This window comes from Novosphingobium acidiphilum DSM 19966, from assembly GCF_000429005.1.
Lineage (GTDB): Bacteria > Pseudomonadota > Alphaproteobacteria > Sphingomonadales > Sphingomonadaceae > Novosphingobium > Novosphingobium acidiphilum.
This window is the reverse complement of the sequence record NZ_AUBA01000003.1, coordinates 253,278-277,175: the sequence shown is the minus strand read 5'-3', so window position 1 is coordinate 277,175 and position 23,898 is coordinate 253,278. Positions and strand designations below refer to the sequence as shown.

The following is a 23,898-nucleotide window of genomic DNA, read 5'->3' as shown; positions in this document are numbered from 1 at the left end:
CGCAATCGATCCCGTTGGAGCATCCGCGCGAACCATGCATATCCTGTCCAGTCTTGCCGGTATGGCGCTGATCCTTGCCATTGCGGTGGCGCTGTCGAACAACCGGCGCGCGATATCGCTGCGCATCGTGGTGCCCGCGTTTGCGCTGCAGGCCGGGTTTGCGGCGCTGGTGCTGCGATTTCCCCCCGGTAAATATGCGCTTGAGGGCGCCGCACACGGGGTGGAAAACCTGCTGGGCTATGCCCGCGCCGGGGTCACGTTCCTGTTCGGGCCGCTTGCTGCACCCGAAATCGGCGGGCACAGCTTTGTCATTTCGGCGCTGCCGACGATCGTGTTCTTTGCCGCACTGATTTCGATCCTCTATTATCTGGGCGTGATGCAGCTGGTGATCCGCTGGATCGGCGGCGCGCTGGAAACCGTCACCGGGATCAGCCGGGTCGAGGCACTGTGCGCGGCGGCCAACATCTTTGTCGGCCAAAGCGAATCGCCGTTGGTGATCCGGCCTTATCTGGCCGCGCTGTCGCCGCCGCAGATGTTCACGGTGATGACGGTGGGCATGGCGGGCGTCGCCGGCACGATCCTGGCGGCCTATGCGGCGATGGGCATCCGTATCGATTATCTGGTCACCGCTGCGTTCATGTCGGCACCGGGCGGGGTGCTGATGGCCAAGCTGATCTATCCCGACACGCCACCGGCCCCGCCCGAAATGGCCAGCGACGCACCGCTCAACGATCCGCATGAACCCGCGATCGCCGACCAGGGCGAAGAACGCCCCGCCAACCTGATCATGGCGGCCGCGCAGGGCGCGCAGACCGGGGTGCGGCTGGCGGTGGCGGTGGGCGCCATGGTGCTGGCGTTTGTCGCATTGGTGGCGTTGGCCAACGGCCTGTTCGGCTGGGCCGGCGGACTGATCGGTTACCCCGGCCTTGCCATGCAGGATGTGATCGGCAGCGTGTTTGCGCCGGTGTTCCGCCTGCTTGGCGCGCCCGACTGGCGTGAAGCGCATATCGCCGGCGGCATGTTCGGCACCAAGATCGTGCTCAACGAATTCGTCGCCTTCATCGATCTTGGGACAACCAGGGGCCTGAGCGCGCAGACCGTGGCGATCGTGACATTTGCGCTGTGCGGCTTTGCCAATTTCAGCTCGATTGCGATCCAGATGGCGGTGGCCGGCGGGCTGGCCCCCAACCAGCGCCCGGTGATCGCGCGTCTGGGCCTGCGCGCGCTGATCGCCGGCGCGCTGAGCAATCTGATGAGCGCAGCGCTGGCGGGGCTGTTTCTGGCGGTGTGACGAACCGGGATCGGCCCTGGGCCAAAGCCTAAAGGTCGCCCGGAAAAAACGGACACAGCGCCAGATCGGCCGCGGGCACAACCCGCACCGTGCTGCCGAAATGCATCATGGGTACGGCCGCCGCATCGACTGCGGTATTGCCCCAGCGCGGCCAGTGCGGCAGGCCCGGCCCGTTGGGATCGCCGCCGCGCGCAAAGTTGACCCAATACCGCATCATCGTGTCCGACAACGCCCGATCCGCCGCTTCGGCAGGCAGCCACGCCGCGCCGGTGCCAAACACATAGGGAATTTCCGCGCCGTGGTAGGCGCCAAACCCGTGGTGCCCGGGGCGCACCCGATCAAACCGGTACACCCACGCGCCAAGGCCACCGGCCGCGGTTGCCGCGGCCATCCGCACCGCCGGGCAGTGAAAGATCGGCGCGCTGGCCAGAAGGTCGGCGCGCATGGCGGGATCGTTCGACAGGTGCTGCAACAGGTGCGCGACATCCCCGGCGTTGGGCATGGCGAGCAGGGTCGATGCCTCACCCGCGCCGCGCGTGGCGGGATCAGAGGGCAGGTACAGGCGGAATTCGTCGGCGTTGGTGCCGATCAGCAGCGGCACGCGGAACGCGGGTTTGGGCGGCACCAGCGGTGACACGAACCGGCCCTTGCCGCGCTCGGTCTGCACATGCACCAGATCGGCGGCACTGCGCTGCGCCAGCGTGGCGGCGGTTTCGTCATGGACAAACAGATCGGCCGCAGCCTTTGCCGCGGCGGCGGGCGTGGCCATGCCGTCGGCGCGCAGAAACCCGCTTTCGATGACGGCGCGTGCGAACAGGCCCTTTGCAACCGGCATGTGCATCAGCGCGGCGATATCGGTGCCGCCCGCGGATTCGCCGAACAGCGTGACGCGCGCGGCATCCCCGCCGAATGCGGCAATATTGTCGCGCACCCAGCGCAACGCGGTGATCTGGTCCGACAGACCCTGCCGCCCGGCGCTGACATCGGACACCGCCGGATGGGCAAAGAACCCCAACGCGCCCAGCCGATAATTGATCGTGACCACCACCACCCCGCGCGCGGCCAGTCGCGCGCCGCGATAATCGGCCTCCTGGCTGTAACCGCTGGTGTTCGATCCGCCGTGGACCCACACCATCACCGGCAGACGCTTGCCCGCGGGCACCTTTGCGCCAGGCGTCCAGACATTGAGGAACAGGCAGTTTTCCGATTGGGTCGGCCCCGGGGGTACGACATCGCCATCGCTGCCCATCGCCACCGCCAGCCGGCGATACCACCCCGCGGTCGCCTCGGTCTGCGGACAGGCTGCGCCGTAATGCGTGGCATCGACTTCACCCGACAGGCGCGCCTGCGTCGACACATGCCAGCGTCGCGCGCCAGTGGGCGCATTGGCATAGGGAATGCCAAGGAACGCCGAAACACCGCCTGCCAGCGCCAGCCCGTGCAGATGCGCCTTGCCCACGGTGATGCGTGCGGGGGGCTCGGTTGCCGCGATATTGGGCACTGCCAGAACAAGTGCGAGTATTGCCGCACGCCAGCGCGCGCTTCGATTTGGCCGGTTCATGCAGATAAAGCCCCCTTCGCCCCGTCTGCAACAATGCCTCAAAACGAAACGCCTGGCCAGCGCCGTAACCAACCCTAACTGTTGGCTTCGCGTTTGAGCTCGTACAGCACATCCAGCGCCGCGCGCGGGCTAAGACTGTCGATATCGAGCACATTCAGCTTTTCGCGCAAGGCATCGACTTTGTCTTCTGCCGCCTCGATCGCGGCAGCGAACAGCGGCAGGTCATCAAGCCCGGCGGCCAGTCCGCCGGTCGCGGCCCGGCCTTTTTCCAGGCGATCGAGCACCGCTTTGGCGCGGCGGATCACACCCGGCGACACCCCGGCCAGCCGCGCCACCGCCAGGCCATAGCTTTTGTCCGCAGGGCCCTCGGCCAATTCGTGCAGCAGCACCAGATCACCCTTCCACTCGCGCGCACGCACGTGGCGCAGCGACAGCGCGGTGCAGCTTTCGGCCAGGCGGGTCAGCTCGTGGTAATGCGTGGCAAACAGGCAGCGGCAGCGATTGGTCTCGTGCACCGCCTCGACCACCGCCCAGGCCAGTGCCAGCCCGTCATACGTCGACGTGCCGCGCCCGACTTCGTCCAGAATGACAAAGCTGCGTGGGCCGGCCTGTGCCAGGATCGCGGCGGTTTCGACCATTTCGACCATGAACGTGGACCGCCCGCGCGCCAGATTGTCGCTGGCGCCGACGCGGCTGAACAACCGGTCGACCACGCCGATTGTCGCCGCCTCGGCCGGCACGAAACTGCCCGCCTGCGCCAGCAGCACGATCAGCGCGTTCTGCCGCAGAAAGGTCGATTTGCCCCCCATGTTGGGACCGCCGATCAGCCACAGCCGGTCTTCGGGCACCAGCCGGCAGTCGTTGGCGACAAAGCGTTCGCCGCGCGCCATCAGCGCCGTTTCGACGACCGGATGGCGCCCCCCGGCAATCGCCAACACGGGTTCGTCGACCACGCGCGGCAGGCTCCACCCGCCTTCGGCCGCGCGTTCGGCCAGGCCGGCGGCCACATCGAACCGCGCCAGCGCCACAGCGGTGCGGGCAATCGCCTCGCGCAAGGCGACCACGCGCGCGGTCAGATCCTCGAAATGCTGGTCTTCGGCGGCCAGCGCATGACCGCCGGATTCGGCAATCCGGCTGGCCTCTTCATGCAGCGCCAGCGCATTGAACCGCACCGCGCCCGCCATCGTCTGGCGATGGGTAAAGCCCGAATCGGGCGCCATCATCCGGTCGGCATGGCGCGCGGGCACTTCGATGAAATAGCCCAGCACGCCGTTGTGCCGGATTTTCAGCGCGGCTACGCCGGTTTCATCGCGATACTTTGCTTCAAGTGCGGCAATCGCGCGGCGCGAATGGCCCGACATGCGGCGCAATTCATCAAGCGCTGCGTCATAGCCTTCGGCAATGAACCCGCCCTGCCCGCGTTCGGTCGGCGGGGCCGGCACCAGCGCGCGCGCCAACAGATCGACCAGCGCGCCATGCCCGCGCAAATCGGGCACCAGCCGGTCGGCAAGCGCGGGCAAGGCGCCTGCCGCCTGCAACAGGTAGGCCAGTTGCGCCGCTTCGCGCAGGCCATCGCGCAATTGCCCCAGATCGCGCGGAGACCCGCGTCCGGCCACGACGCGCCCGATCGCCCGACCGATGTCGGGTGCCGCGCGCAACGTGGCGCGCAGATCGCCGCGCAACAGCGGATCGTCGTGCAGCCAGCTGACCAGTTCCAGACGGTTGCGGATCATCGCAATATCGGTCAACGGCGCCGACAGGTCTTCGGCCAGCGCCCGCGCACCCGCCCCGGTCACACAGCGGTCGACCGCCTCGATCAGGCTGCCGCGCCGACCGCCGCCCGACGCGACGGTCACTTCCAGACTGGCGCGTGTCGCCTCGTCCATCGCCATCGTGTGATCGCCGATCCGCGCCTGCGGGGGCAAAAGCAGCGGCAGGCGCCCGCGCCCGACGTGGTCGAGGTAATCGATCAGCCCGGCGGCCGCGGCCAGCATCGGCCGGGAAAAGGCGCCAAAGGCATCAAGCGTGGCCACGCCGTGAAGATCGCGCAGCAGCGTTTCGCCGCGCGCGCTGTCAAACCCGCGCGCGGGGCGCTGCGCGGCCGCGCCGGGCATCGCCAGGCCGTGCGCCGGCGCCGCGTCCGACACGATCAGTTCGCTGGCACCGATCCGCGCCAGCGCCGCGCCCAGCGCATCGGGGGCGCAGTCTTCCAGATCCATCTGCCCGGTGGATATGTCGCACGCGGCCAGGCCGACGCGTGCGCCCACCACACAGACCGCCGCCAGCACATTGGCGCGGCGCGGTTCAAGCAACGCCTCTTCGGTCAAAGTGCCCGCGGTGACAAAGCGCACGATATCGCGCGTCACCAGCGCCTTGGCGCCACCGCGCTTCTTTGCCTGTTCGGGGGTTTCGATCTGTTCGGCGATGGCCACGCGGTGCCCCGCGCGGATCAGCCGTGCCAGATAGCCTTCGGCAGCATGCACCGGCACGCCGCACATCGGCACCTGCTGGCCGCCGTGTTCGCCACGGCTGGTCAGCGCGATATCCAGGGTCTGGCTGGCGGCGCGGGCATCGTCGAAAAACAGTTCGAAAAAATCGCCCATGCGATAAAACAGCAGGCACCCTTCGGCCTGTGCCTTCAGCGCAAGATATTGCGCCATCATCGGAGTTGGGGCATGAGCGTTCACCGTGCCGGGGCTAGACGAGATTTCGGCACATCTCAAACCAACCCATCGAGGATATCGACAATTCCGCACCGACGCTTGGCAATTACAAGGCGCGATGGGCGGAACTGCACGGGTTTGGCTGGCTGATGCAGATGCACCCGAAATCCTGGCCCGACAAATTCCTGCGGTTTGCCCAGACCGCGCCGGGGCTGCCGTGGCTGTCGGGGCCGGGCATCACCCTGACCGTGCTGCTGGTGTGCCTGCCGTTCATGCTGGTCGAAGTGCCGCCGCTGATCGACATTCCCGGCCACATGGGCGCCGCCGCGATCGAGGCGGCAGGTCCCAACAGTCCGCTGGAAAAGTATTTTTCGTGGAAATGGGTGTTCACGCTCAACATCGGTGACGGCGTGTTGATGAAGCTGATCGGCGCGCAGTTCGGCGTGCTGGCGGCGGGCTGGTGGTCCACCGTGCTGGCCACCGCGCTGTACGCAGGCGGGTGCCTGGCAACGATCCGCGCGCTCAATGCGCGCGGCGGCCATGGCGCGCCCTGGGCCTTGATGTACGTGTTCAGCTTTCCGCTGCTAACCGGTTTTCTCAATTTCATTCTGGCGACGGGTCTGTCGCTGACGATGTTTGCGATGGCGATCTGGCTGGAGGATCAGCCGCGCCGGCGTGCGGCGCTGCTGATCGTGATCCAGCCGATGGCGCTGTTGTGTCATGCCATCGGCGGCATGCTGCTGGGCCTGCTGATCGGGGCCAATGCCTTTGGCCGCGAGATCGATGCGCTGCCGGCCGGATGGTGGCGGCCATCGCAATTTCGCACAGTGATCAGAACCCACGACTGGCGCGCGGCGATGCGGCGGCTGCTGGTTCTGTTGTGGCCGCTGCTGGCCACCGTGATCACGATCCTGCTGTGGAAATTCCTGTCACCGCCGCCTTCGCGCAGTTTCAACCGCTGGCGCTGGGATGAAAAGGAATGGTACCTGATCCTGACGCTGCGCGACCAGTCGATGATCCTCGATGCGGCGACGACCATCGCGTGTTATGCGCTGATTGCGTTCGGCTGGATCATCGGCGGCCGGTGGAAATGGTCGCAATTCCTGCCCGGCGCGCTGGTGATGGCCGAATTCATCGCGATCCCGAGCGATATCAACGGCAGCAATTTCGTCGATGTGCGGCTGTTGCCGGTGGCCTGCATGCTGTTGCTGGGGCTGACCGACTGGAGCCGCGCGCGCCCGACGATTGCCAAGGCGGTGGCCTATGGCGGGATGATGCTGCTGGCGCTGCGGCTGGTGGTGACGGCCGCCAGCTTTGCCGACTATGCCGATGATTTCCGCAAGCAGCTGGTGGCGTTGCAACATGTCGACGCGGGCAGCCGGGTCCTGGCCTTTGTCGAACATTCGTGTCTGGAAGAATCGTGGCGCAACACCCGGCGCGATCACCTGGCAAGCCTGGCCAGCATCTATCGCCAGGCCTGGGTCAACGACAACTGGGCGGTGCCGGGGCTGCACATGGTGGTGCCGCGGTTCCGCCCCGGGCGCAATTTCACCGCCGATCCGTCGGAATTCGTATGGTCGCAGGGCTGCGCCGGGGGCCGTTTGCGCAGCGTCGACACCGCGCTGAAATATGCCCCGATCGAACGCGTCGACTATGTCTGGCTGATCGATACCGGCCTGCCCAAGCGCCCCGATCCGCGTCTGCAACTGGTGTGGCAGGACGGCCGCAGCATGCTGTTTGCGGTGCGCCCGCTAACCATCCCCAACTGGCAGCCACGCGGGCTGTGATCGGGGCGATGACGCTGCTTGACGCAGCGTCAAAGAGCCGACAGGGCCGGTGGTACAACCAATCCGAGGATTGCCCGATGTCTGATGAAAGCAACGTCCGTTTCACCGAACGCGAAGCGCTGTTCTATCACAAGACGATCCGTCCCGGCAAAATCGAGATCATCGCGTCAAAGCCGGTGGCCACACAGCGCGACCTGTCGCTGGCCTATTCGCCGGGCGTTGCCGTGCCGGTGCAGGCGATCGCCGACGATCCGGCCTGTGCCTATGACTATACGGCCAAGGGCAATCTGGTGGCGGTCATTTCCAACGGCACCGCGATCCTGGGCATGGGCAATCTGGGTGCGCTGGCGTCAAAGCCGGTGATGGAAGGCAAAGCGGTGCTGTTCAAACGCTTTGCCGATGTCGATGCGATCGATATCGAAGTCGACACCGAAGACGCGGACAAGTTCATCGAGGCAGTGGCCCTGCTCGAACCCAGCTTTGGCGGGATCAACCTCGAAGACATCAAGGCGCCCGAATGCTTCATCATCGAGCAGGCGCTGCGCGAACGCATGAATATCCCGGTGATGCACGATGACCAGCACGGCACCGCGATCATTTCGGCCGCCGGGCTGCTGAACGCGTGTTTCCTGACCGGGCGCAAGCTCGACGAAGTCAAAGTCGTGGTCAATGGCGCGGGCGCGGCGGCAATCGCCTGCACCGCGCTGATCAAGGCGATGGGCGTGCGCCACGACAATGTGATCATGTGCGACCGTTCGGGCGTGATCTATCAGGGCCGCGAAGGCGGCATGGACCAGTGGAAAAGCGCGCACGCCGTCCGCACCGAGGCGCGCACGCTGGAAGACGCGCTGAAAGGCGCCGACATTTTTCTGGGCCTGTCGGCGGCGCGCGCGCTAAAACCCGAATGGGTGATGGACATGGCGCCGCAGCCGATCATCTTTGCCATGGCCAACCCCGATCCGGAAATCACCCCGCCCGAGGCCAAGGCCGCGCGGCCCGATTGCATCATCGCCACAGGCCGGTCGGATTACCCCAACCAGGTCAACAATGTGCTGGGGTTTCCCTTCATCTTCCGCGGCGCGCTCGACGTGCGCGCGACCACGATCAACGAAGAGATGAAGATTGCCGCGGCGCAGGCCATTGCCGAACTGGCGCGCGAAACCGTGCCCGAGGAAGTGGCTGCCGCCTATGGCAAGAACCACCAGTTCGGGCTGGACTATATCATCCCCGCCCCGTTCGATCCGCGCCTGATGGAACGCGTGTCGTCGGCCGTGGCCAAGGCCGCGATGGACACCGGCGTGGCGCGCATGCCGATCGAGGACTTCGACGCCTATCGCAACACGCTGAAAGCGCGGCTGAACCCGACCACATCGGTGCTGACCAATGTCTACGCCCAGGCCAAGCAGAACCCGCGCCGCGTGGTTTTTGCCGAGGCCGAAAACGAAGTCGTGCTGCGCGCGGCGATCCAGTATCGCGATTTCGGCTATGGCACCCCGGTGCTGGTCGGCAAGACGCAGCCCGTGCTCGACAAGCTGGTCGAACTGGGCGTGTCGAACCCGGAAAGTTATGAAATCCACAATTCCGCGGTGTCGCCGCTGGTGCCCGCAATGGTCGCCTATCTCTATCCGCGCCTGCAACGGCGCGGGTTTCTGGAGCGCGATATCAAACGCATGGTCAACCAGGATCGCAACGTGTTTGCCAGCCTGCTGGTCGCGCTGGGCCATGGCGACGCGCTGATTTCGGGCATGACACGCACCTTTGCGCAGACCCTGACCGAAGTGCGCCGCGTGCTTGACCCCAAACCCGGGCATATCCCGTTCGGCATCCACCTGATGGTGGGCAAGAACGACACCGTGTTCATGGCCGACACCACCGTCAACGAACGCCCCGGCGCCGAAGACCTGGCGCAGATCGCGATCGAAACCGCCGCCGTTGCGCGCCGCATGGGCCACGAACCGCGCGTGGCGTTTCTGTCGTTTTCCACCTTTGGCAATCCTTATGGCAAATGGATCGACAATATCCGTGGCGCCGTGGCGATCCTGGATGAACGCCAGCCAGGTTTCGAATACGAAGGCGAAATGTCGCCCGATGCGGCATTGAACCCCAAAGTCATGGCCAATTACCCGTTCAGCCGACTGTCAGCCCGCGCCAACGTGCTCATCATGCCCGGCCTGCAATCGGCCAACATTTCGGCCAAACTGCTGCGCGAACTGGGCGGCAATGCGGTGATCGGCCCGATGCTGATCGGCATGGAAAAACCGGTGCAGATCGCGCCGATGACCGCGCTGGCGCCCGATCTGCTGACGCTGGCGGTGCTGGCGGCGGCGGGGATTGCGGGCTGAAGCGGGTTGCGTTTGATCTGAAACGCAACCCGCTTCAGGCGAATTAGTTTTCCCGCGTCTGCCGACCCCGCCGCATCAACCAGCGCTGCACCAGCGTTACCGCGGTCAGATCCCCGGTCACGCTGGTGGCGGTGATCGCCGGGTCGGCCAGCGCGATCACCGCGACATACAGCGGCATGATCGCCATCGGCGCACCCAGCACGTGCAGCCCGGGGCCATAGATCGCATAGATCACCGCAGCACCCGGCAATCCCGCGCCGCTGACACTGCCCAGCACCACGGCAAGGCCGGCCAGCACCAATTGCACCGGGCCCGGCTGGATCCCCACCGCGTGCGCCGCCACCAGCACGGCGGCGACCGAATGCGCGACGGTGCCCAGCCGGAACAGCGATACCGACATCGGGATGGTCAGGCCCACCACATCCTCGGGCAGGCCCAGCCGTTCGACCGCGACCTCGATCATCACCGGCGTTGTCGCCAGCGACGAACAGCTGCCGGCGGCCATCGCCTGTGCCGGGGCGATCGCCGCGGCAAAGCGACCGAGCGGGGCCGCGCGCGTCACCCGCACCGCGACATAGCACAGCGCGGCCATCATCAGGCTGGTGGCAAAACACAGGGCAATGAACAGGCCCAGCACTTGCGCCACGCCCAGCCCCGACGACAGGCCAAGCCCGAGCGCCAGGCAGAATATGCCGACCGGTGCCACCACCAGCACCCAGTCGACAATTTTCAGCATCGCCTGCGCCAGTTCGGACAGCAGCCGCATGATCGGGCTGGTTTCGATCGGGCCATCGCGCGCGATGCGCGCGAGCGCCACGCCCAGCGCCAGGCCAAAGATCACCAGCGGGAAAATCTGGCCTTGTGCTGCCGCACCAATCGGGTTTTCCGGAATGATCGCGATCAGTTGCGCCGCCAGCCCCGGCACCGGCTGCGGTGGCTCGGCCCCGATCAGGCCATCGAGCGCATGCGCCGGGATCGGCCAGACATGCAGCACGGCTTCAACCAGGATCGTCGACAGGATCACCGTGACCACCATGGCGATCGCAAACACGCCCAGTGTCGTACCGATCAGGCGGCTGCCGCGACCGCCGGCCACCGCGCTTGCCACGCCATGCGTGATCATCGCAAAGATCAGCGGAACCAGCGTCATCTGCAACGCGCGCACCCACATCTGCCCCACCGGCAGCAGCGCCTGCGCCACATCGACCAGCCAGGCCGGGCCCGCCCAGCGCACCCCCACACCGGCCAATGTGCCAAGCACCAGCGCGCCAAGGATCAATCGGGTGCGGTTCACAGCGGATCGTGCTCCATCAGGGATCAGCTTTCGCCGAACATGCGCCGCTGCGCGGCCTCGATTTCTTCCAGATAACGGCGCCGCGCGTGCTTTTCGGTCACCACCCCGATCACCCGGCCGGCGTGATCGACCACCGCGAGTTCGTCGGCGCCTTCATCGTCGAACAGCGCCAGCACCGCCTTGATCCCGGCGTCGGGCGCCAGCGTTACACCGCATTGCCGTGCCAGCGGCGCCAGCGACAGCGCCGGATCGACCGCCGGCGCATACGCGGCAGCCGACTGCACGATGCCGTGATACGTGCCATCGGGCCCGGTCAGGATGGCATCGCTGGTCGAACCCAGCGGCACTTGCGCACGGAATACGGCAATCGTGGCATCGGCTGGCACGGTGACAAAATCGCGCCGCATCATGCGTTCGGCGGTCATCGTCAGCATCCAGCCGATATCGCGCGGCGAACGGATATCCGATCCGCGCACATGCAATCGCCAGGTCGAAAAGGAATAGCCGAACACTTCGCGCGTGATCGCACTGGATATCAGCGCGCCGGTCAGGACCACGCCCATCAGCTGAAAATCGCGCGTGGTTTCCAGCATCAGCAGCGCCAGCGTCATCGGCCCGCCCACCACCGACACGCAAAATGCCGCCATGCCGATCAGCGCAAAATCGGTCGGATCGAACAGCACGCCAAGGCCTGCCATATTCAGCGCCTGGGCAAAGGCCTGCCCCGCCAGCGAGCCCAGGAACAACGAGGCAAAGAACAGCCCGCCGCGAAACCCGCTGGCCAGCGAAATGACCGAAGCCACGATCTTCAGGATCAGAACGACCAGCAGGAACGACATCGCCGGGCGCGTCATCAGATCAAGATGCAGCGCACCGTGCCCCGCCGACAGCGCCTGCGGCGAAACCAGCGCCACCGGGATCAGCAATGCCCCGCCCAGCACCGGCCGCCACGCGCTGCCGCGGGTGATCGCCTGCATCATCCGTTCCGACCAGGTTACCAGCCGCATCACCGCGATGCCCAGAAACGCGCACAGCACCGCCAGGACCGCTGCCGCGCCGTAATCGATCAGACCGCGCGGCGAATTCGAGGTGAATGCCACCAGATAGGGCTCGGTCCCCAGCCAGCGCAGCACCAGCACGCCGGCCAGCGACGCCGCGATCACCGGGGCGACTTCGGCAATCGAATAGGACCCGATGACGATTTCAAAGGCATAAAATGCGCCCGCCAGGGGTGTGCCGAACGCCGCACCCACGCCCGCGCCCGCGCCCGCGCCGACCAGCCGCCGCAAATCGGCCCGCCGCAGATGCAGGCGCTGCCCCAGCAACGAGGCGATGCCGCCGCCCATCTGGGCATATGTCGCCTCAAGCCCGACCGAGGCGCCGCAACCGTTTGACACCACGGTCTGTGCCGCGATCAACAGATTGTCGGCGCCGGGTATCCGCCCTCCGTGCAGCGCGTTGGCCTCGACCACGTCGACCGGCGCGCCGCCGCGCCGCCCTTTCCATCGGCCCAGCGCAACGATCACCGCCCCGCCCAGCGGCAGCACGATCAGCCGCCAGGGGTGGTCGATCGAAGCCAGCGCGCTGAGCCGGGTAATGGTCAGGCCATAAAACACCTGCTGCATGCCGTGCGCCAGCCACCCTTGGGCAAGCGTGGCCAGCCCTGCGGCACAGCCCACCAGCGCCGCAAGTGCAATGAATGCCGCTTCGCTTTCGCGAAACCAGCGCTGCACCCGCACGATACCCACGCGCGCAAGACGTCTTTGCTGTCCCATCGCGATCAGCACCGCCCTATTCGCGCGTTCACGTCAAGCATGGATCGCCCGGAAAATCACACGACCGCCCGGATCCGCCCGACAAGGGTCCCCGCCATCACGCAACACAGCGCTGTCGCGGCAAAGCCCGCAGGCCACAACGCCTCGGTCGTGCCGCCTGACAGGCCCAGCACCAGCGCAGGCACCGCGATAGAGGGCAAGGTGTTGGCCAGATTGATATAACCCAGCACTTCGCCGGGGCGCGCTGCGTGGTTCAGGATCTGCGCCACCAGCGCGGTATCCAGCGCCAGATAGACGATCAGCGCGACATGAAACAGGCCATAGCCCGTCAGCAGCACCCACCCGCTGCCGGTCAACAGCATGCCCAGCGCCACTGCACCCGACACCGCCCCCAGCATCATCGGCGCCCGGCGGCGACGGTGCCTGTCGGACCAGTGCCCGGCCATGACCGTGACAATCAGCGCGGCGATGGTGGTGGCCAGCACCAGCCAGCCATATACCCCGTCGATCGATTGCCCCGGCGCAAGGCCCGCGCGCCAGGGGTGCCGGACGATGAACAGATAAAAATAGGTCCCCATGAAGGCCGCGCCGCTTTGCATCAGCATGCGTGCCAGCGCGACCAGCACAAGATCGCGCGCCCCGCCGGTGGGGCTGGCCGGTTCGGCAATGGGCACCGCCGCATCAACCGTCGGCAGGCACGGCGCAAATGGCCAGAGTGCGATCAGCGGCAGCACGCTGAGCGCGACAACCACCGCCAGCGCGCAAAATGGCGCCGGCCCGTCGCGGGGAAAACCCAGCGCCGCCACCCCGGTGCCCAGCCCCGCCAAAGGCATGGCCAGGTTGACCAGCGCGGCCATCCGTCCCTTGGCCCCGTCGGGGAAATGATCGACCAGCAGCGCGCCCAGTGGCGCAAACATCAGATTGAGCGACGCCTGAAACCCGATCAGTGTCAGGCCCACGACGACCGGCGTGCGCGCAAAACCCAGCCCCGCCAGTGCCAGCACGGTCAGCCCCAGGCCCAGCGCGATCGGCGCACGCCGGTTGCCATGGCGCGCGCGCCAGCCATCGCTGATCCGCCCTGCGGCAATATGCGCCACGCTTGCCGTCAGCGCACCTGCCAGGATCACCAGCGACGTTGTTCGCGCGGCATGGTCCGGCACGATCGCCAGAATGCGTCGCGGCAGCAGCAACGTCAGCAGCGGCACATAAGACAGATGCGCACCGAACGCGGCCAGCGCATAAACCACGATGACCATCATGCCCGCCACCGGCTGCGCGTGCCGGTGCGCGATCGGGCGGTTCACGCCCCGACCGCGCCGGTGCTGGCGCGACAGACCAGTTCAAAGGGGATTTCGTGCGCGGCGGGCCTGCCCCTGCCTTCGACAATGTCGATCAGACTGGAACAGGCCCGGGCGATCATATCGGCCACCGGCTGGCGGATCGCGGTCAGCGGCGGCACCGCAAAGCGCACGCCGGGCGTGTCTTCAAAGCTGACCACGGCCAGATCTTCGGGCACGCGCAGCCCGCGCGCGCTGGCGGTGTGCAGCGCGGCAAAGGCCATTTCGTCATTGGCGGCAATCACTGCCGTGGGCTGGTCGGGGCCCGACAACCACGCATCGATCACGCGTTCGGCGGTTTCAAAACGGAAATCGCCATCCCCGACCCATTCGCCCGCCAGGCCCGCTTCGGCCAATGCGGCGCGATAGCCGGCGATGCGCAGCGCCGAACTGCCGTAATTGGCCGCGCCGGCGATGAACGCGATCCGGCTGTGGCCTTGTGCGATCAGGTGGCGGGTGGCGGCGCCCGCAGCGGCGACTTCGTCCATGAACACGTCAACCGTCGCCTGGCCGTCGCTGTGGCCGATGCGCGCACAGGGAATGCCGCGTTCTGCCAGCAGGCCGATCAGTTCGGGATTGTCGCAATGCGGCGGGGTCAGGATCACGCCGTCGGGCCGCAACGAGGCGAGCGCATTGGCCAGGCCGCGCCGGGCAAGCGCCGCCTCGGTATCGACCAGTTCGAACACCAGGTGCCAACCTTGCGCCTCGCACGAGGTCATGCCGCCGAACAGCATCTGGTCAACCCAGTCGTTGCCGCGCCGCGCCTGCCAGTTTTCCAGCGTGCGCACCCGATCGTTGATCGCCAGCACCAGATAGGATCGCCCTCCGCCCATGCGCCGCGCGCTGAGATTGGGGACGTAGCCCAGCGCCTCGATCGCGGCCAGAATGCGGCTGCGCACTTCGGGTTTCACGTTGGGGCTGTCGTTCAGCACACGCGACACGGTCTGGCGCGATACGCCGACCCGTGCGGCCACATCCTCAATCGTCACACCGCTGCGCCGTATCATGGCCGCATGCATAACCGCGGTTTGCCCGGTTGACGAGTACCAGCATACGTGAACGTTCACAAAAATGTTGTGAACGTTCACAAAGCAGCGTATGTGTCGGTGCGACGCGAAGATGATTCGTGCGTTGCGTGGGGGCGGGGAGAGCATGGGGAAGGTTGGCAGCCATTGGCTGTTGTGTGCGGCTGCATCTGCGCTTTGCGCGCTGTCCGGCGCTGCGCCTGCCCAAACCGAACCGGCCACTGCATCCGATCGCGCGATCGAGGCCCGCATCGACGCGCTGCTGGCGCGGATGAGCCTGCCGCACAAAGTGGCGCAGCTGATCCAGCCCGATATTTCCACGATCACCCCCGACGATATGCGCAGCTATCGCTTCGGATCCTATCTCAATGGCGGCAACAGTGGCCCCGGCGGCGATGACAAGGCCCCGGCAAAGGCCTGGCTGGCGCTGGCCGATGCCTATTGGGCGGCGTCGACTGCACCCCTGCCCGATGGCGAACCGGCGATCCCGGCGATCTGGGGCACCGACGCCGTCCATGGCCACAACAACATTGTCGGCGCGACGCTGTTTCCGCACAATGTCGCGCTGGGCGCGGCGAACGATCCCGACCTGGTACGCCGGATCGGCGATGCGACTGCGGCCGAAATCGCCACCACCGGGATCGACTGGGCGTTTGCTCCGACGCTGGCCGTGGCGCGCGACACGCGCTGGGGCCGCAGCTACGAAAGCTATTCCGAAGATCCCGCGCGCGTCGCCCGGCTTGGCCCGCAGATGGTCGAAGGCCTGCAGGGTGTGCCCGGCACCCCCGGTTTTCTCGACCAGCGCCACGTGCTGGCCACGATCAAGCATTTCCTGGGCGACGGTGGAACCGGCGGCATCGACCGGGGCGATACCACCGGCCCGATCGACGATCTGATCCGCATCCACGGCGCAGGCTATGTCCCGTCGATCGCCGCGGGTGCACAAACGGTCATGGCCTCGTTTTCCAGCATCAACGGCAGCAAGATGCATGGCAATCACGATCTGCTGACCGGGCTGCTGCGCGATACGCTGCATTTCGATGGCCTGGTGGTGGGCGACTGGAACGGCCACGGCCTGGTGCCGGGCTGCACCAACACCGATTGTCCGCAGGCACTGATGGCGGGCCTTGACGTGTTCATGGTGCCCGAAGACTGGCGCGGACTTTATGCCAACACCCTGCGCGAGGTGCAGGACGGTACGATCCCGCAGGCGCGCATCGACGAAGCGGTGCGCCGCGTGCTGCGGGTCAAGCTGCGTGATGGCGTGATGGACAAGCCGCGCCCGTCGCAACGCGCGCTGGGCGGGCAATGGGCGCAGCTGGGATCGGCCGAACACCGCGCGCTGGCCCGCGAAGCGGTGCGCAAATCGCTGGTTCTGCTCAAGAATGATGGCGTGCTGCCGCTGCGCGCCGGGGCCAATGTGCTGATTGCAGGCCAGGCCGCCGACAGCGTGGCGCGGCAAAGCGGCGGCTGGACCATCAGCTGGCAGGGCGGCGGCGATCTGACGCGCGCCGAATTTCCCGGCGCAACCTCGGTTTATGCCGGGCTGGCGCAGGCGCTGAATGCCGGCGGGGGCACCGCACAGCTGTCGCCCGATGGCCATTTTGCCGCACGCCCCGATGCCGCGGTCGTGGTCTTTGGCGAAGCGCCCTATGCCGAATTTGCCGGCGACAGCCCCGATCACGCGCTGCACGATGGCGAAGGCCTGGCGCTGCTGCGCACGTTGAAGGCCGCGCATGTGCCGACCGTTGCGGTGCTGTTGTCGGGTCGCCCGTTGTGGACCAGCCGCGAGATTGATCTGGCCGACGCCTTTGTCGCCGCGTGGCTTCCGGGTAGCGAGGGCGAAGGTCTGGCCGACGTGCTGGTCGGCGATGCAACGGGCAAGCCACGTTTCGATTTTACCGGGCGCCTGCCGTTCCATTGGCCCGCCACCTGCCGCGACGATGCCCCGCCCGCCTGGTTTGTCGGCGCGGGCGGCGGCTATGCCGCAACGCCGCGCGTTCCCCCGCTGGTGCTGACATGCGCGGCGCCTGTGGCATCGCCCACGATGGCGCTGTTCCATCGCGCGCTGGGTGCCGATGTCGGGGTCAGCGTGCGCGGCGTGGCCAGCGATCCGCCACAGGCCCTGCCCGCGCTGGTCGGCAACGATGGCGCCGGCGTCGTCAATGTGTCGACCTTCGATGCCCACGCCCAGGAAGACGGGCGGCGTATCGAATGGCGCAAGGCCGGCATCGTCAGCTTTGCCCTGCCGCACGCGGTGCCCGCCAAAGACCACGCGCTGGTGATCGAATACCAGCCCGACCCGCACCAGACCGGCGCGATCACGATTGCCGCAGATTGTGCAGGATGCCGGGCCGGCCAGATCCTGCACGCCACACCCGCACCCGCGCCGCTGCGCATTGCGCTGTCCTGCCTTGGCACCACGCCGATCACTGCGGTGCGCTTCACCGCGCCGGCGGGTGCGGTGCTGCGGCTTGTTTCGGCCACGATCGTTACCACGCATACGCCTGCAACCTGTTCAAAAACCAAGTAAAAATAGACACCGTTTAGGAGGAGAGAGTCATGAGGACCAACCAACTTCTGCAAGTCGCATCCAGCCTTGGCATTGCCGTGGCATCGCTGAGCCTTGCGCCTGCTGCCTGGGCGCAGACCACGCCCGCGGCCGAGGCCAAGGACCAGAAGGCCGGCGACGAAATCATCGTCACGGCCGAGCGCAAGGCCCAGAACCTGCAAAAATACGGCGGCACTTCGACCGTCGTGACCGGCAAATTGCTGGCCGAAACCGGCGTCCAGAATATCACCGACCTTCAGGGCCGGATCCCCGGGCTCGACATCCTGCCCAACAACAACAACCTCGAAGTCTATATTCGCGGGGTCGGTTCGAGCAACAACACCGAACTGGGTGATCCCGCTGCAGGCACGCACTATGACGGCATCTATATCCCACGCCCCTCGGGGTTCGGTTCGATCTTTTTCGACATCGATCGCGTTGAAGTCAATGTCGGTCCGCAGGGGACCTTGCGGGGCCGCAACGCCACCGCAGGTACGGTCAACATCATTCCATGGCATCCCGGTCTCAACATCTGGGACGGCTATGTCGAAGCCGGCATTGGCAACTATGGCCAGAAATCGGTGGAAGGCGGCCTAAACGCTCCGCTGACCAACACGCTCGCGATCCGCGTATCGGGTGAGCACCTCGAACACGACAGCTACACCCACAATGTGGGCCCCGTCACCGGCCTCAAGGGCCCGGAATGGGAAGACAACTACGCCGGACGAGTTCAGCTGCTGTGGAAACCGAACGATACGTTCGACATGCTGCTGAGCTATGACAACACCGTTGAAAATGGCGGCGGGGTAATCGGTACCAATCTGGCGGGAGCCGAAGGCAACAACGTCGCTATCAGTAGCCTCAATCTGCGCGATGTCTATCTGTTCCCCACCGACCCGCACCAGCACACCGCACACAGTGGCGAGAAGGCCGAATTCAATTATCACGGAAAGGATTTTGACGCCCAGTTGACAGTCAGCCATCGCCATCTGTTCACCGATTGGCTTGGTGCGCCTCCGGGCCTGGCCGCCTATCCGGGCGGGCTGGCCGCAGCCGACGCCAACGACGCAACCGGCAGCATTGCCAATGACTATTCGCACTACGAAACCCAGAATATGTCGAATTCGGACACGCAGGAACTGCGTATCACGGCGCCCAAGGGATCGCGCCTCGAATGGACATTGGGTGGTTTCCACTTCAGCGAAAGCCAAGCCTCGTTCCTGGGCAGCGTCGCGGATCAGAACGCCTATTTCCAAGGCAACGAGTTCAACACCCGCACGCGCAGCAGTTCGCTGGCCGCCTATACCGACGAAACCTTCCATGTGGACAGCAAACTGAGCCTGTCTGGCGGGTTGCGTTATACCGATGAAACCAAAGATCGCACCGGTGTCGCCGCGCGCTACATGATGCTGCTGGGTGGCGCCGGATATGGGTGCTGCATGGGTCCGGTGATCGGCACCCCCGGGTTCCAGTTCATGGGCCTCAGCCGTACCGACTTCAACATTCCCAATCCGATCTATGCCGTCGCTCCTCAGGGTTCGCCCCAGCTTTCCATTTCGCAACAGGAGGCGCTGACTTATTACCTGGACGGCATCAAATCGTTTGGCGTGAACGATACGGTTCCAGGGATTTTCCCCGGGGGCATGGCATCGAATGGCGCCAGCGGAAATTGCGTAAACAATCCCTCGGCCGGACTCTATTGCGCCGCGGGCAACAATTACACTTACGCGCCCGGGCTCGACGGAACGCAGTTCTACGACCAGAATGCCAGCGACCATTACCACTTCCTCGACTGGCGCGCGCGCGCCCAAGTGGAAATAGATGCTGATCACATGGCCTATGCGCTGGTTGCCACCGGCAACAAGGCGGGTGGATTCAACGACAATCTGGGCAGCGGCGGACCGGCGATCACGTACAACCCCGAACGGCTGACCAATTTCGAGATCGGGTCGAAAAACCGATTCACCATCGTGGGCGAGCCGGTGAAATTCAACATCAGCGCATTCTACGAGTTGTACCACAACCAGCAACTGACCAGCTTGCTTAGCCTGTGCAACGAGGCAAGCTACAACAACATTGTCGCCCCCAACGCGTCCTGCGCGATCGTGGTCGATTATACCTATAACGCCGCCAATTCAGTGATTGCGGGCTCACAATTTGATGGTTCGATCACCATCCCCGAAGCAAAGCTCAACATTGCCTTTGACGGATTGTGGCTGCCCGAAGCGAAAGTGACCAGTTCGCAATCGATCGAAGATTTCCGTTTCCAGAGCGACATCGACAGTAACGATGCGGGGCTGCGGTCTATCCAGGGCAAGCGCCTTCCACGTACATCGAAATATCAGTTCAACATGCGCATTTCGCAGAAATTCGAAACGGGCCTGGGCGAATTCGACTATGTGCTGGCGCCGGGCTATCGTTCCAGCACCTATGCCACGATCTTCAACGGCGAAGACTATGCCTATCAGGCATGCCAGACCGGCGGGACCGTGACGAGCAGCAGCGGCGCCGCAGTCGGGGGTTGCGGCATCACGACCACCTATCGCGGGCGGTTGAACGACACGATCCCCGGGTACTGGACGCTCGACATTGGCGGCGGTTTCTCGACCTCCAACGGCCGTGTCCGCATCGAGGCCTATGCCAACAATCTGATCAAACGGTCGCTTGCTGGCCTGTTGATCAGCCAGTCGGGCGGCACCGTTGCGTTTATGCCGCGCCCCACCACATATGGCGCGCGCGTGCGGGTAAGGTTCTGATCGCGATCAGGGAAAGGACGAAAATCATGCGCAAGATCCGATGTGTCATCGGGCTCGGCGCGGCACTGTGCGGCGGTCTGTCATGGACCGCCGCCGCCATGGCAGAGCAGCAGACGCCAGCCGATGGCTGGAAACTGGTGTTTTCGGATGAATTCGATGGCACCGCGATCGATCCGGCCAAATGGCACGCCTATCAGGATTGCTGGGGCGGCGGGAACATGGAGCGCGAATGCTATACCCGGCGCCCCGACAATGTGGCGGTGCACGACGGGCAGCTTGACCTGACCGCGCATTTCGAAAAGGCAACCGGACCCGCGCTGTCCGAGGATATGCCCAGGGACGGGGTCATACCGCCGCCTGCGACCAAGCCGTTCACATCGGGCAAAGTATCGACCAAGGGCAAGTTTACGCTGACCTATGGCCGGGTCGAAGTGCGCGCCAAATCGCCCACCGGACAGGGCGTGTGGCCGGCAATCTGGCTGCTGCCCGAAAAGGACCTTTATGGCCCCTGGCCCGGTTCGGGCGAAATCGACGTGATGGAGGCGGTCAATCTTGGCGTGAAATGCGGTAGCTGCATCGGCGGGGTCGAAAACCAGATCTATGGCACGATCCATTACGGCAGCAACATGCACCACTATCAGGGTCTGTCGCAGCAAAAGGCCTTTGCCCTGCCCAAGGGCAGCGAAGGCGACTGGCACACCTATCGCGTCGACTGGAGCCCGGACGAAATGGTCTGGTACGTCGACGGCAAGGATTACAGCCATATCAAACTGCACAACTGGCGCGATCCGCTGCAAAAGACCGTGCCCGCGCCTGCGGTGGGCAATGCGCCGTTCGACCGCCCGTTCTACCTGATCCTCAATCTGGCGATCGGCGGCCAGTGGCCCGAAAGCCATGACCAGGGCGGGGTACAGCTGGCAGGTTTTCCCAAGAGCCTGAGCATCGACTGGGTGCATATCTACCAGTGCGACCGCGCCAACGGCTGCGGATGATCCCGACCTGTATCCGCCCGGGTTGAAACGTGACGCCCGGGCGGGCATAGGCAGTGCCACCATGCACGATATCCGACTGATCCGCGAAAACCCCGCCGCCTTTGACGCAGGGCTTGCCCGGCGTGGCGCTGCGCCTGCTGCCGCCGCCATTGTCGCATGCGACAGCGCACGGCGCGATCTGCTGACCCGGATGCAAGAGGCGCAGGCCCGCCGCAACGAAGCGTCAAAGGCGATCGGCGCGGCGATGGGCAAAGGCGATCATGCCACCGCCGACGCGCTGAAGGCCGAAGTGGCCGCGCTGAAGGACCAATTGCCAGCACTCGAGGAGGACGAGCGGCGCCACACGGCCGAGCTCAGCGCGCTGCTCGCATCCCTCCCCAACATTCCCGCCGACGACGTGCCCCAGGGCACGGACGAGGCCGACAATGTCGAAATCGCACGCTGGGGCACGCCGCGCGACTTTGATTTTGCAGCGCGCGAACATGCCGACATCGGCCCCGCACTCGGCCTCGATTTTGAAACCGGTGCGGCGCTGTCGGGCGCGCGGTTTACCTTTCTGCGCGGGGGCATGGCGCGGCTGCACCGCGCGCTGGCGCAATTCATGCTCGACATGCAGACCGGGGCCCATGGCTATGTCGAATGCATCACGCCGTTGCTGGTGCGCGACGAGGCTGCGTTCGGTACCGGGCAATTGCCCAAATTTGCCGAAGACCTGTTCCGCACCACCGATGGCCGCTGGCTGATCCCCACCGCCGAGGTCAGCCTGACCAATTCGGTGCGCGAACAGATCCTGGCGCCAGGCGGGCTGCCGCTGCGGATGACCGCGCTGACCCCCTGTTTCCGCTCCGAGGCGGGCGCGGCAGGGCGCGACACGCGCGGTTTTATCCGCCAGCACCAGTTCGAAAAGGTCGAACTGGTCTCAATCGCCACGCCCGACCAGTCCGAGGCCGAACACGAACGCATGACCCACTGCGCCGAGGCGGTACTGCAGGCGCTGAACCTGCCGTACCGCAAGATGCTGCTGTGCACCGGCGACATGGGTTTTACCGCGCGCAAGACCTATGACCTGGAGGTGTGGCTGCCGGGACAAGGCGCCTATCGCGAGATTTCGTCGTGTTCCAACTGCGGCGATTTTCAGGCGCGGCGGATGAATGCGCGCTATCGCCCCGAGGGTGCCAAGGGCACCGAATTTGTCCATACGCTCAACGGATCGGGTCTGGCCGTTGGCCGTACGCTGGTTGCGGTGCTGGAAAATTACCAGCAGGCCGACGGTTCGGTCGACGTGCCGGCAGCATTGGCCCCTTATGCCGGTGGCCTGACCCGCCTGGTGCCACTGCCGTGAAACGCGCGTTGCTGGCGGCGCTGGCCCTGGTACCCGCCGCAGTGCCCGGCCCGGCCGGCGCCGCACCGCCGATCGTGGCGTGGACTTATACCGTTCAGCCCGGCGACACGCTGGCCGCGGTTGCCGCGCGGATGGGTCTTTCGACCACCGCACTCGCCCGCGCCAACGGCATCGATCCCGAAGCCCGGCTGATGCCCGGCACCGTGCTCAAACGGCCCGATCCGGCCGACATTCCGGTGCAGGACAAACATCCGGTGCGCCGCCCGCCGGCGGCAGCGCGCGCCGTTCCGGTGCTGCGCATCGCGCCAGTGCCGCGCACCTTGCCCGAACCCACGCACGCGGCCGAACCCGGCACGCCAAAGCTGATGTGGCCGACATCGGGCGCGGTGGTCACGCGGTTTTCCGCGCGTGTCCACGGCCTGCCCGCCAACGGCATCGACCTGGCCGCATTTTCCGGCATGACCGTGCGCGCCGCCGCCGCCGGCCAGATTGTCTTTGCCGGAACCGAGCCCGAACGGTTTGGCCAGCTGATCGTGATCGACCACGGCAACGGCTGGGCCACGGCGTATGCCTATCTGGGCAAAGTCTCGGTCAAACAGGGCGCCAGCGTGCGTGCCGGCGAACCGATCGCGCGGATCGGCGCCAGCGGCGAAGTCAAAAAGCCCACGCTGCATTTCGAATTGCGCCACGACAATGTGCCGCATGATCCCGTCGCGGCATTGCCGATAAGGCTTTGATCCAGCCGGTGGGGGAAGACCTACCGCGCCATCAGGAAAAAGGTCAGTCCGATCGCCAGATAGGCGACCAGCCAGAACCCCGCATCGATCAACGCCAGCCGCAAACTGATGCGCAGGTTCCGGTAATTGATGCCCAGCGCCGGGATCACGAACGCGCCGGCAAGGCCGCCCGACATCATGAAATACAGCCAGGGCTTGGCAGCCAGGGTGTCGGGCCCGACGCGGGCAAACATGTGACCGATCATCGATGATGACACCAGCAGCAGCGCAAAGGTCAGCGCCAGCGTGCGCCACGGCGCGGCGCGATGGCCCAGCCCGCCCGGGCCCAGCTCTGCCAGGCGCGCGCGCCCGAACAACGGCCCGTACCACACCGAAGACACCGCCAAGGCCGCCAATGTTGCAATGAGCACCGCCAACCAGTTTACCGGACCCATTGCAGCGCGCT

Annotated in this window: 15 protein-coding genes; 8 read left to right on the top strand and 7 right to left on the bottom strand. The window is 65.7% G+C overall.

The window, feature by feature from the left end; translation table 11 throughout:
• Positions 1–34: 34 nt before the first annotated feature.
• Positions 35–1,291 carry a NupC/NupG family nucleoside CNT transporter gene (locus tag G404_RS0104105; RefSeq protein WP_028639965.1) on the top strand — a complete coding sequence of 419 codons (1,257 nt, stop codon included), beginning with the start codon at positions 35–37 and terminating at the stop codon, positions 1,289–1,291.
• A gap of 28 nt (positions 1,292–1,319) precedes the next feature.
• Here the strand turns inward: G404_RS0104105 and G404_RS0104100 are convergent, their stop codons facing one another.
• Complete coding sequence (locus tag G404_RS0104100) at positions 1,320–2,852, bottom strand: carboxylesterase/lipase family protein (RefSeq protein WP_084600997.1); 1,533 nt, start codon at positions 2,850–2,852, stop codon at positions 1,320–1,322.
• Between the two features lie 74 nt (positions 2,853–2,926).
• Positions 2,927–5,515: a DNA mismatch repair protein MutS gene (gene mutS / locus G404_RS0104095; protein ID WP_028639963.1), complete on the bottom strand. Its 2,589-nt coding sequence runs from the start codon at positions 5,513–5,515 to the stop codon at positions 2,927–2,929.
• Positions 5,516–5,664: 149 nt separating this feature from the next.
• Here mutS and G404_RS0104090 point away from each other — a divergent pair, with 149 nt between their 5' ends.
• Together G404_RS0104090 and G404_RS0104085 are read left to right on the top strand one after the other, a co-directional pair.
• Positions 5,665–7,302 (top strand): hypothetical protein, encoded by a 1,638-nt coding sequence (locus G404_RS0104090; RefSeq protein WP_028639962.1) that lies wholly within the window; start codon positions 5,665–5,667, stop codon positions 7,300–7,302.
• Positions 7,303–7,379: 77 nt separating this feature from the next.
• A complete protein-coding gene (locus G404_RS0104085) occupies positions 7,380–9,644 on the top strand; it encodes an NADP-dependent malic enzyme (protein WP_028639961.1) in 2,265 nt (754 codons plus the stop codon).
• A 43-nt stretch (positions 9,645–9,687) separates the two neighbouring features.
• On the opposite strand, the gene G404_RS0104080 is transcribed toward G404_RS0104085, so the two are convergent.
• Genes G404_RS0104080 through G404_RS0104065 form a run of 4 tightly spaced genes read right to left on the bottom strand, consistent with a single transcriptional unit; the run spans position 9,688 to position 15,057 of the window.
• The gene (locus G404_RS0104080) at positions 9,688–10,938 is read right to left on the bottom strand and encodes a dicarboxylate/amino acid:cation symporter (RefSeq protein WP_028639960.1); all 1,251 of its coding nucleotides are present in this window, start codon (positions 10,936–10,938) and stop codon (positions 9,688–9,690) included.
• A 23-nt stretch (positions 10,939–10,961) separates the two neighbouring features.
• Positions 10,962–12,713, bottom strand: coding sequence for a chloride channel protein (locus G404_RS0104075; RefSeq protein WP_051280164.1), 1,752 nt, complete (start codon positions 12,711–12,713; stop codon positions 10,962–10,964).
• Between the two features lie 56 nt (positions 12,714–12,769).
• Positions 12,770–14,017, bottom strand: a complete 1,248-nt coding sequence (locus G404_RS0104070; protein WP_028639958.1) for an MFS transporter — start codon at positions 14,015–14,017, stop codon at positions 12,770–12,772.
• Positions 14,014–15,057: a LacI family DNA-binding transcriptional regulator gene (locus G404_RS0104065; protein WP_245584379.1), complete on the bottom strand. Its 1,044-nt coding sequence runs from the start codon at positions 15,055–15,057 to the stop codon at positions 14,014–14,016. Before G404_RS0104065 ends, G404_RS0104070 begins: the two co-directional genes overlap by 4 nt.
• A 145-nt stretch (positions 15,058–15,202) precedes the next feature.
• Here G404_RS0104065 and G404_RS17995 point away from each other — a divergent pair, with 145 nt between their 5' ends.
• The 5 genes from G404_RS17995 to G404_RS17990 all read left to right on the top strand — a co-directional run bounded on the left by G404_RS17995 (position 15,203) and on the right by G404_RS17990 (position 23,453).
• A complete protein-coding gene (locus tag G404_RS17995; RefSeq protein WP_051280138.1) occupies positions 15,203–17,608 on the top strand; it encodes a glycoside hydrolase family 3 protein in 2,406 nt (801 codons plus the stop codon).
• Positions 17,609–17,637: 29 nt separating this feature from the next.
• Complete coding sequence (locus tag G404_RS0104055; protein ID WP_028639956.1) at positions 17,638–20,382, top strand: TonB-dependent receptor; 2,745 nt, start codon at positions 17,638–17,640, stop codon at positions 20,380–20,382.
• A gap of 26 nt (positions 20,383–20,408) precedes the next feature.
• Complete coding sequence (locus G404_RS0104050; protein WP_051280134.1) at positions 20,409–21,374, top strand: glycoside hydrolase family 16 protein; 966 nt, start codon at positions 20,409–20,411, stop codon at positions 21,372–21,374.
• Positions 21,375–21,435: 61 nt separating this feature from the next.
• Entirely contained in the window at positions 21,436–22,716 is a 1,281-nt protein-coding gene (gene serS, locus G404_RS0104045) for a serine--tRNA ligase (RefSeq protein ID WP_028639954.1), read from the top strand.
• On the top strand, positions 22,713–23,453 hold the full coding sequence (locus tag G404_RS17990) for a M23 family metallopeptidase (RefSeq protein WP_051280132.1): 741 nt from the start codon (positions 22,713–22,715) through the stop codon (positions 23,451–23,453). The genes serS and G404_RS17990 overlap by 4 nt, the downstream gene beginning before the upstream one ends.
• 20 nt (positions 23,454–23,473) lie before the next feature.
• Here the strand turns inward: G404_RS17990 and G404_RS0104035 are convergent, their stop codons facing one another.
• Positions 23,474–23,887: a DUF1761 domain-containing protein gene (locus G404_RS0104035; RefSeq protein WP_036520353.1), complete on the bottom strand. Its 414-nt coding sequence runs from the start codon at positions 23,885–23,887 to the stop codon at positions 23,474–23,476.
• Positions 23,888–23,898: the final 11 nt, after the last annotated feature.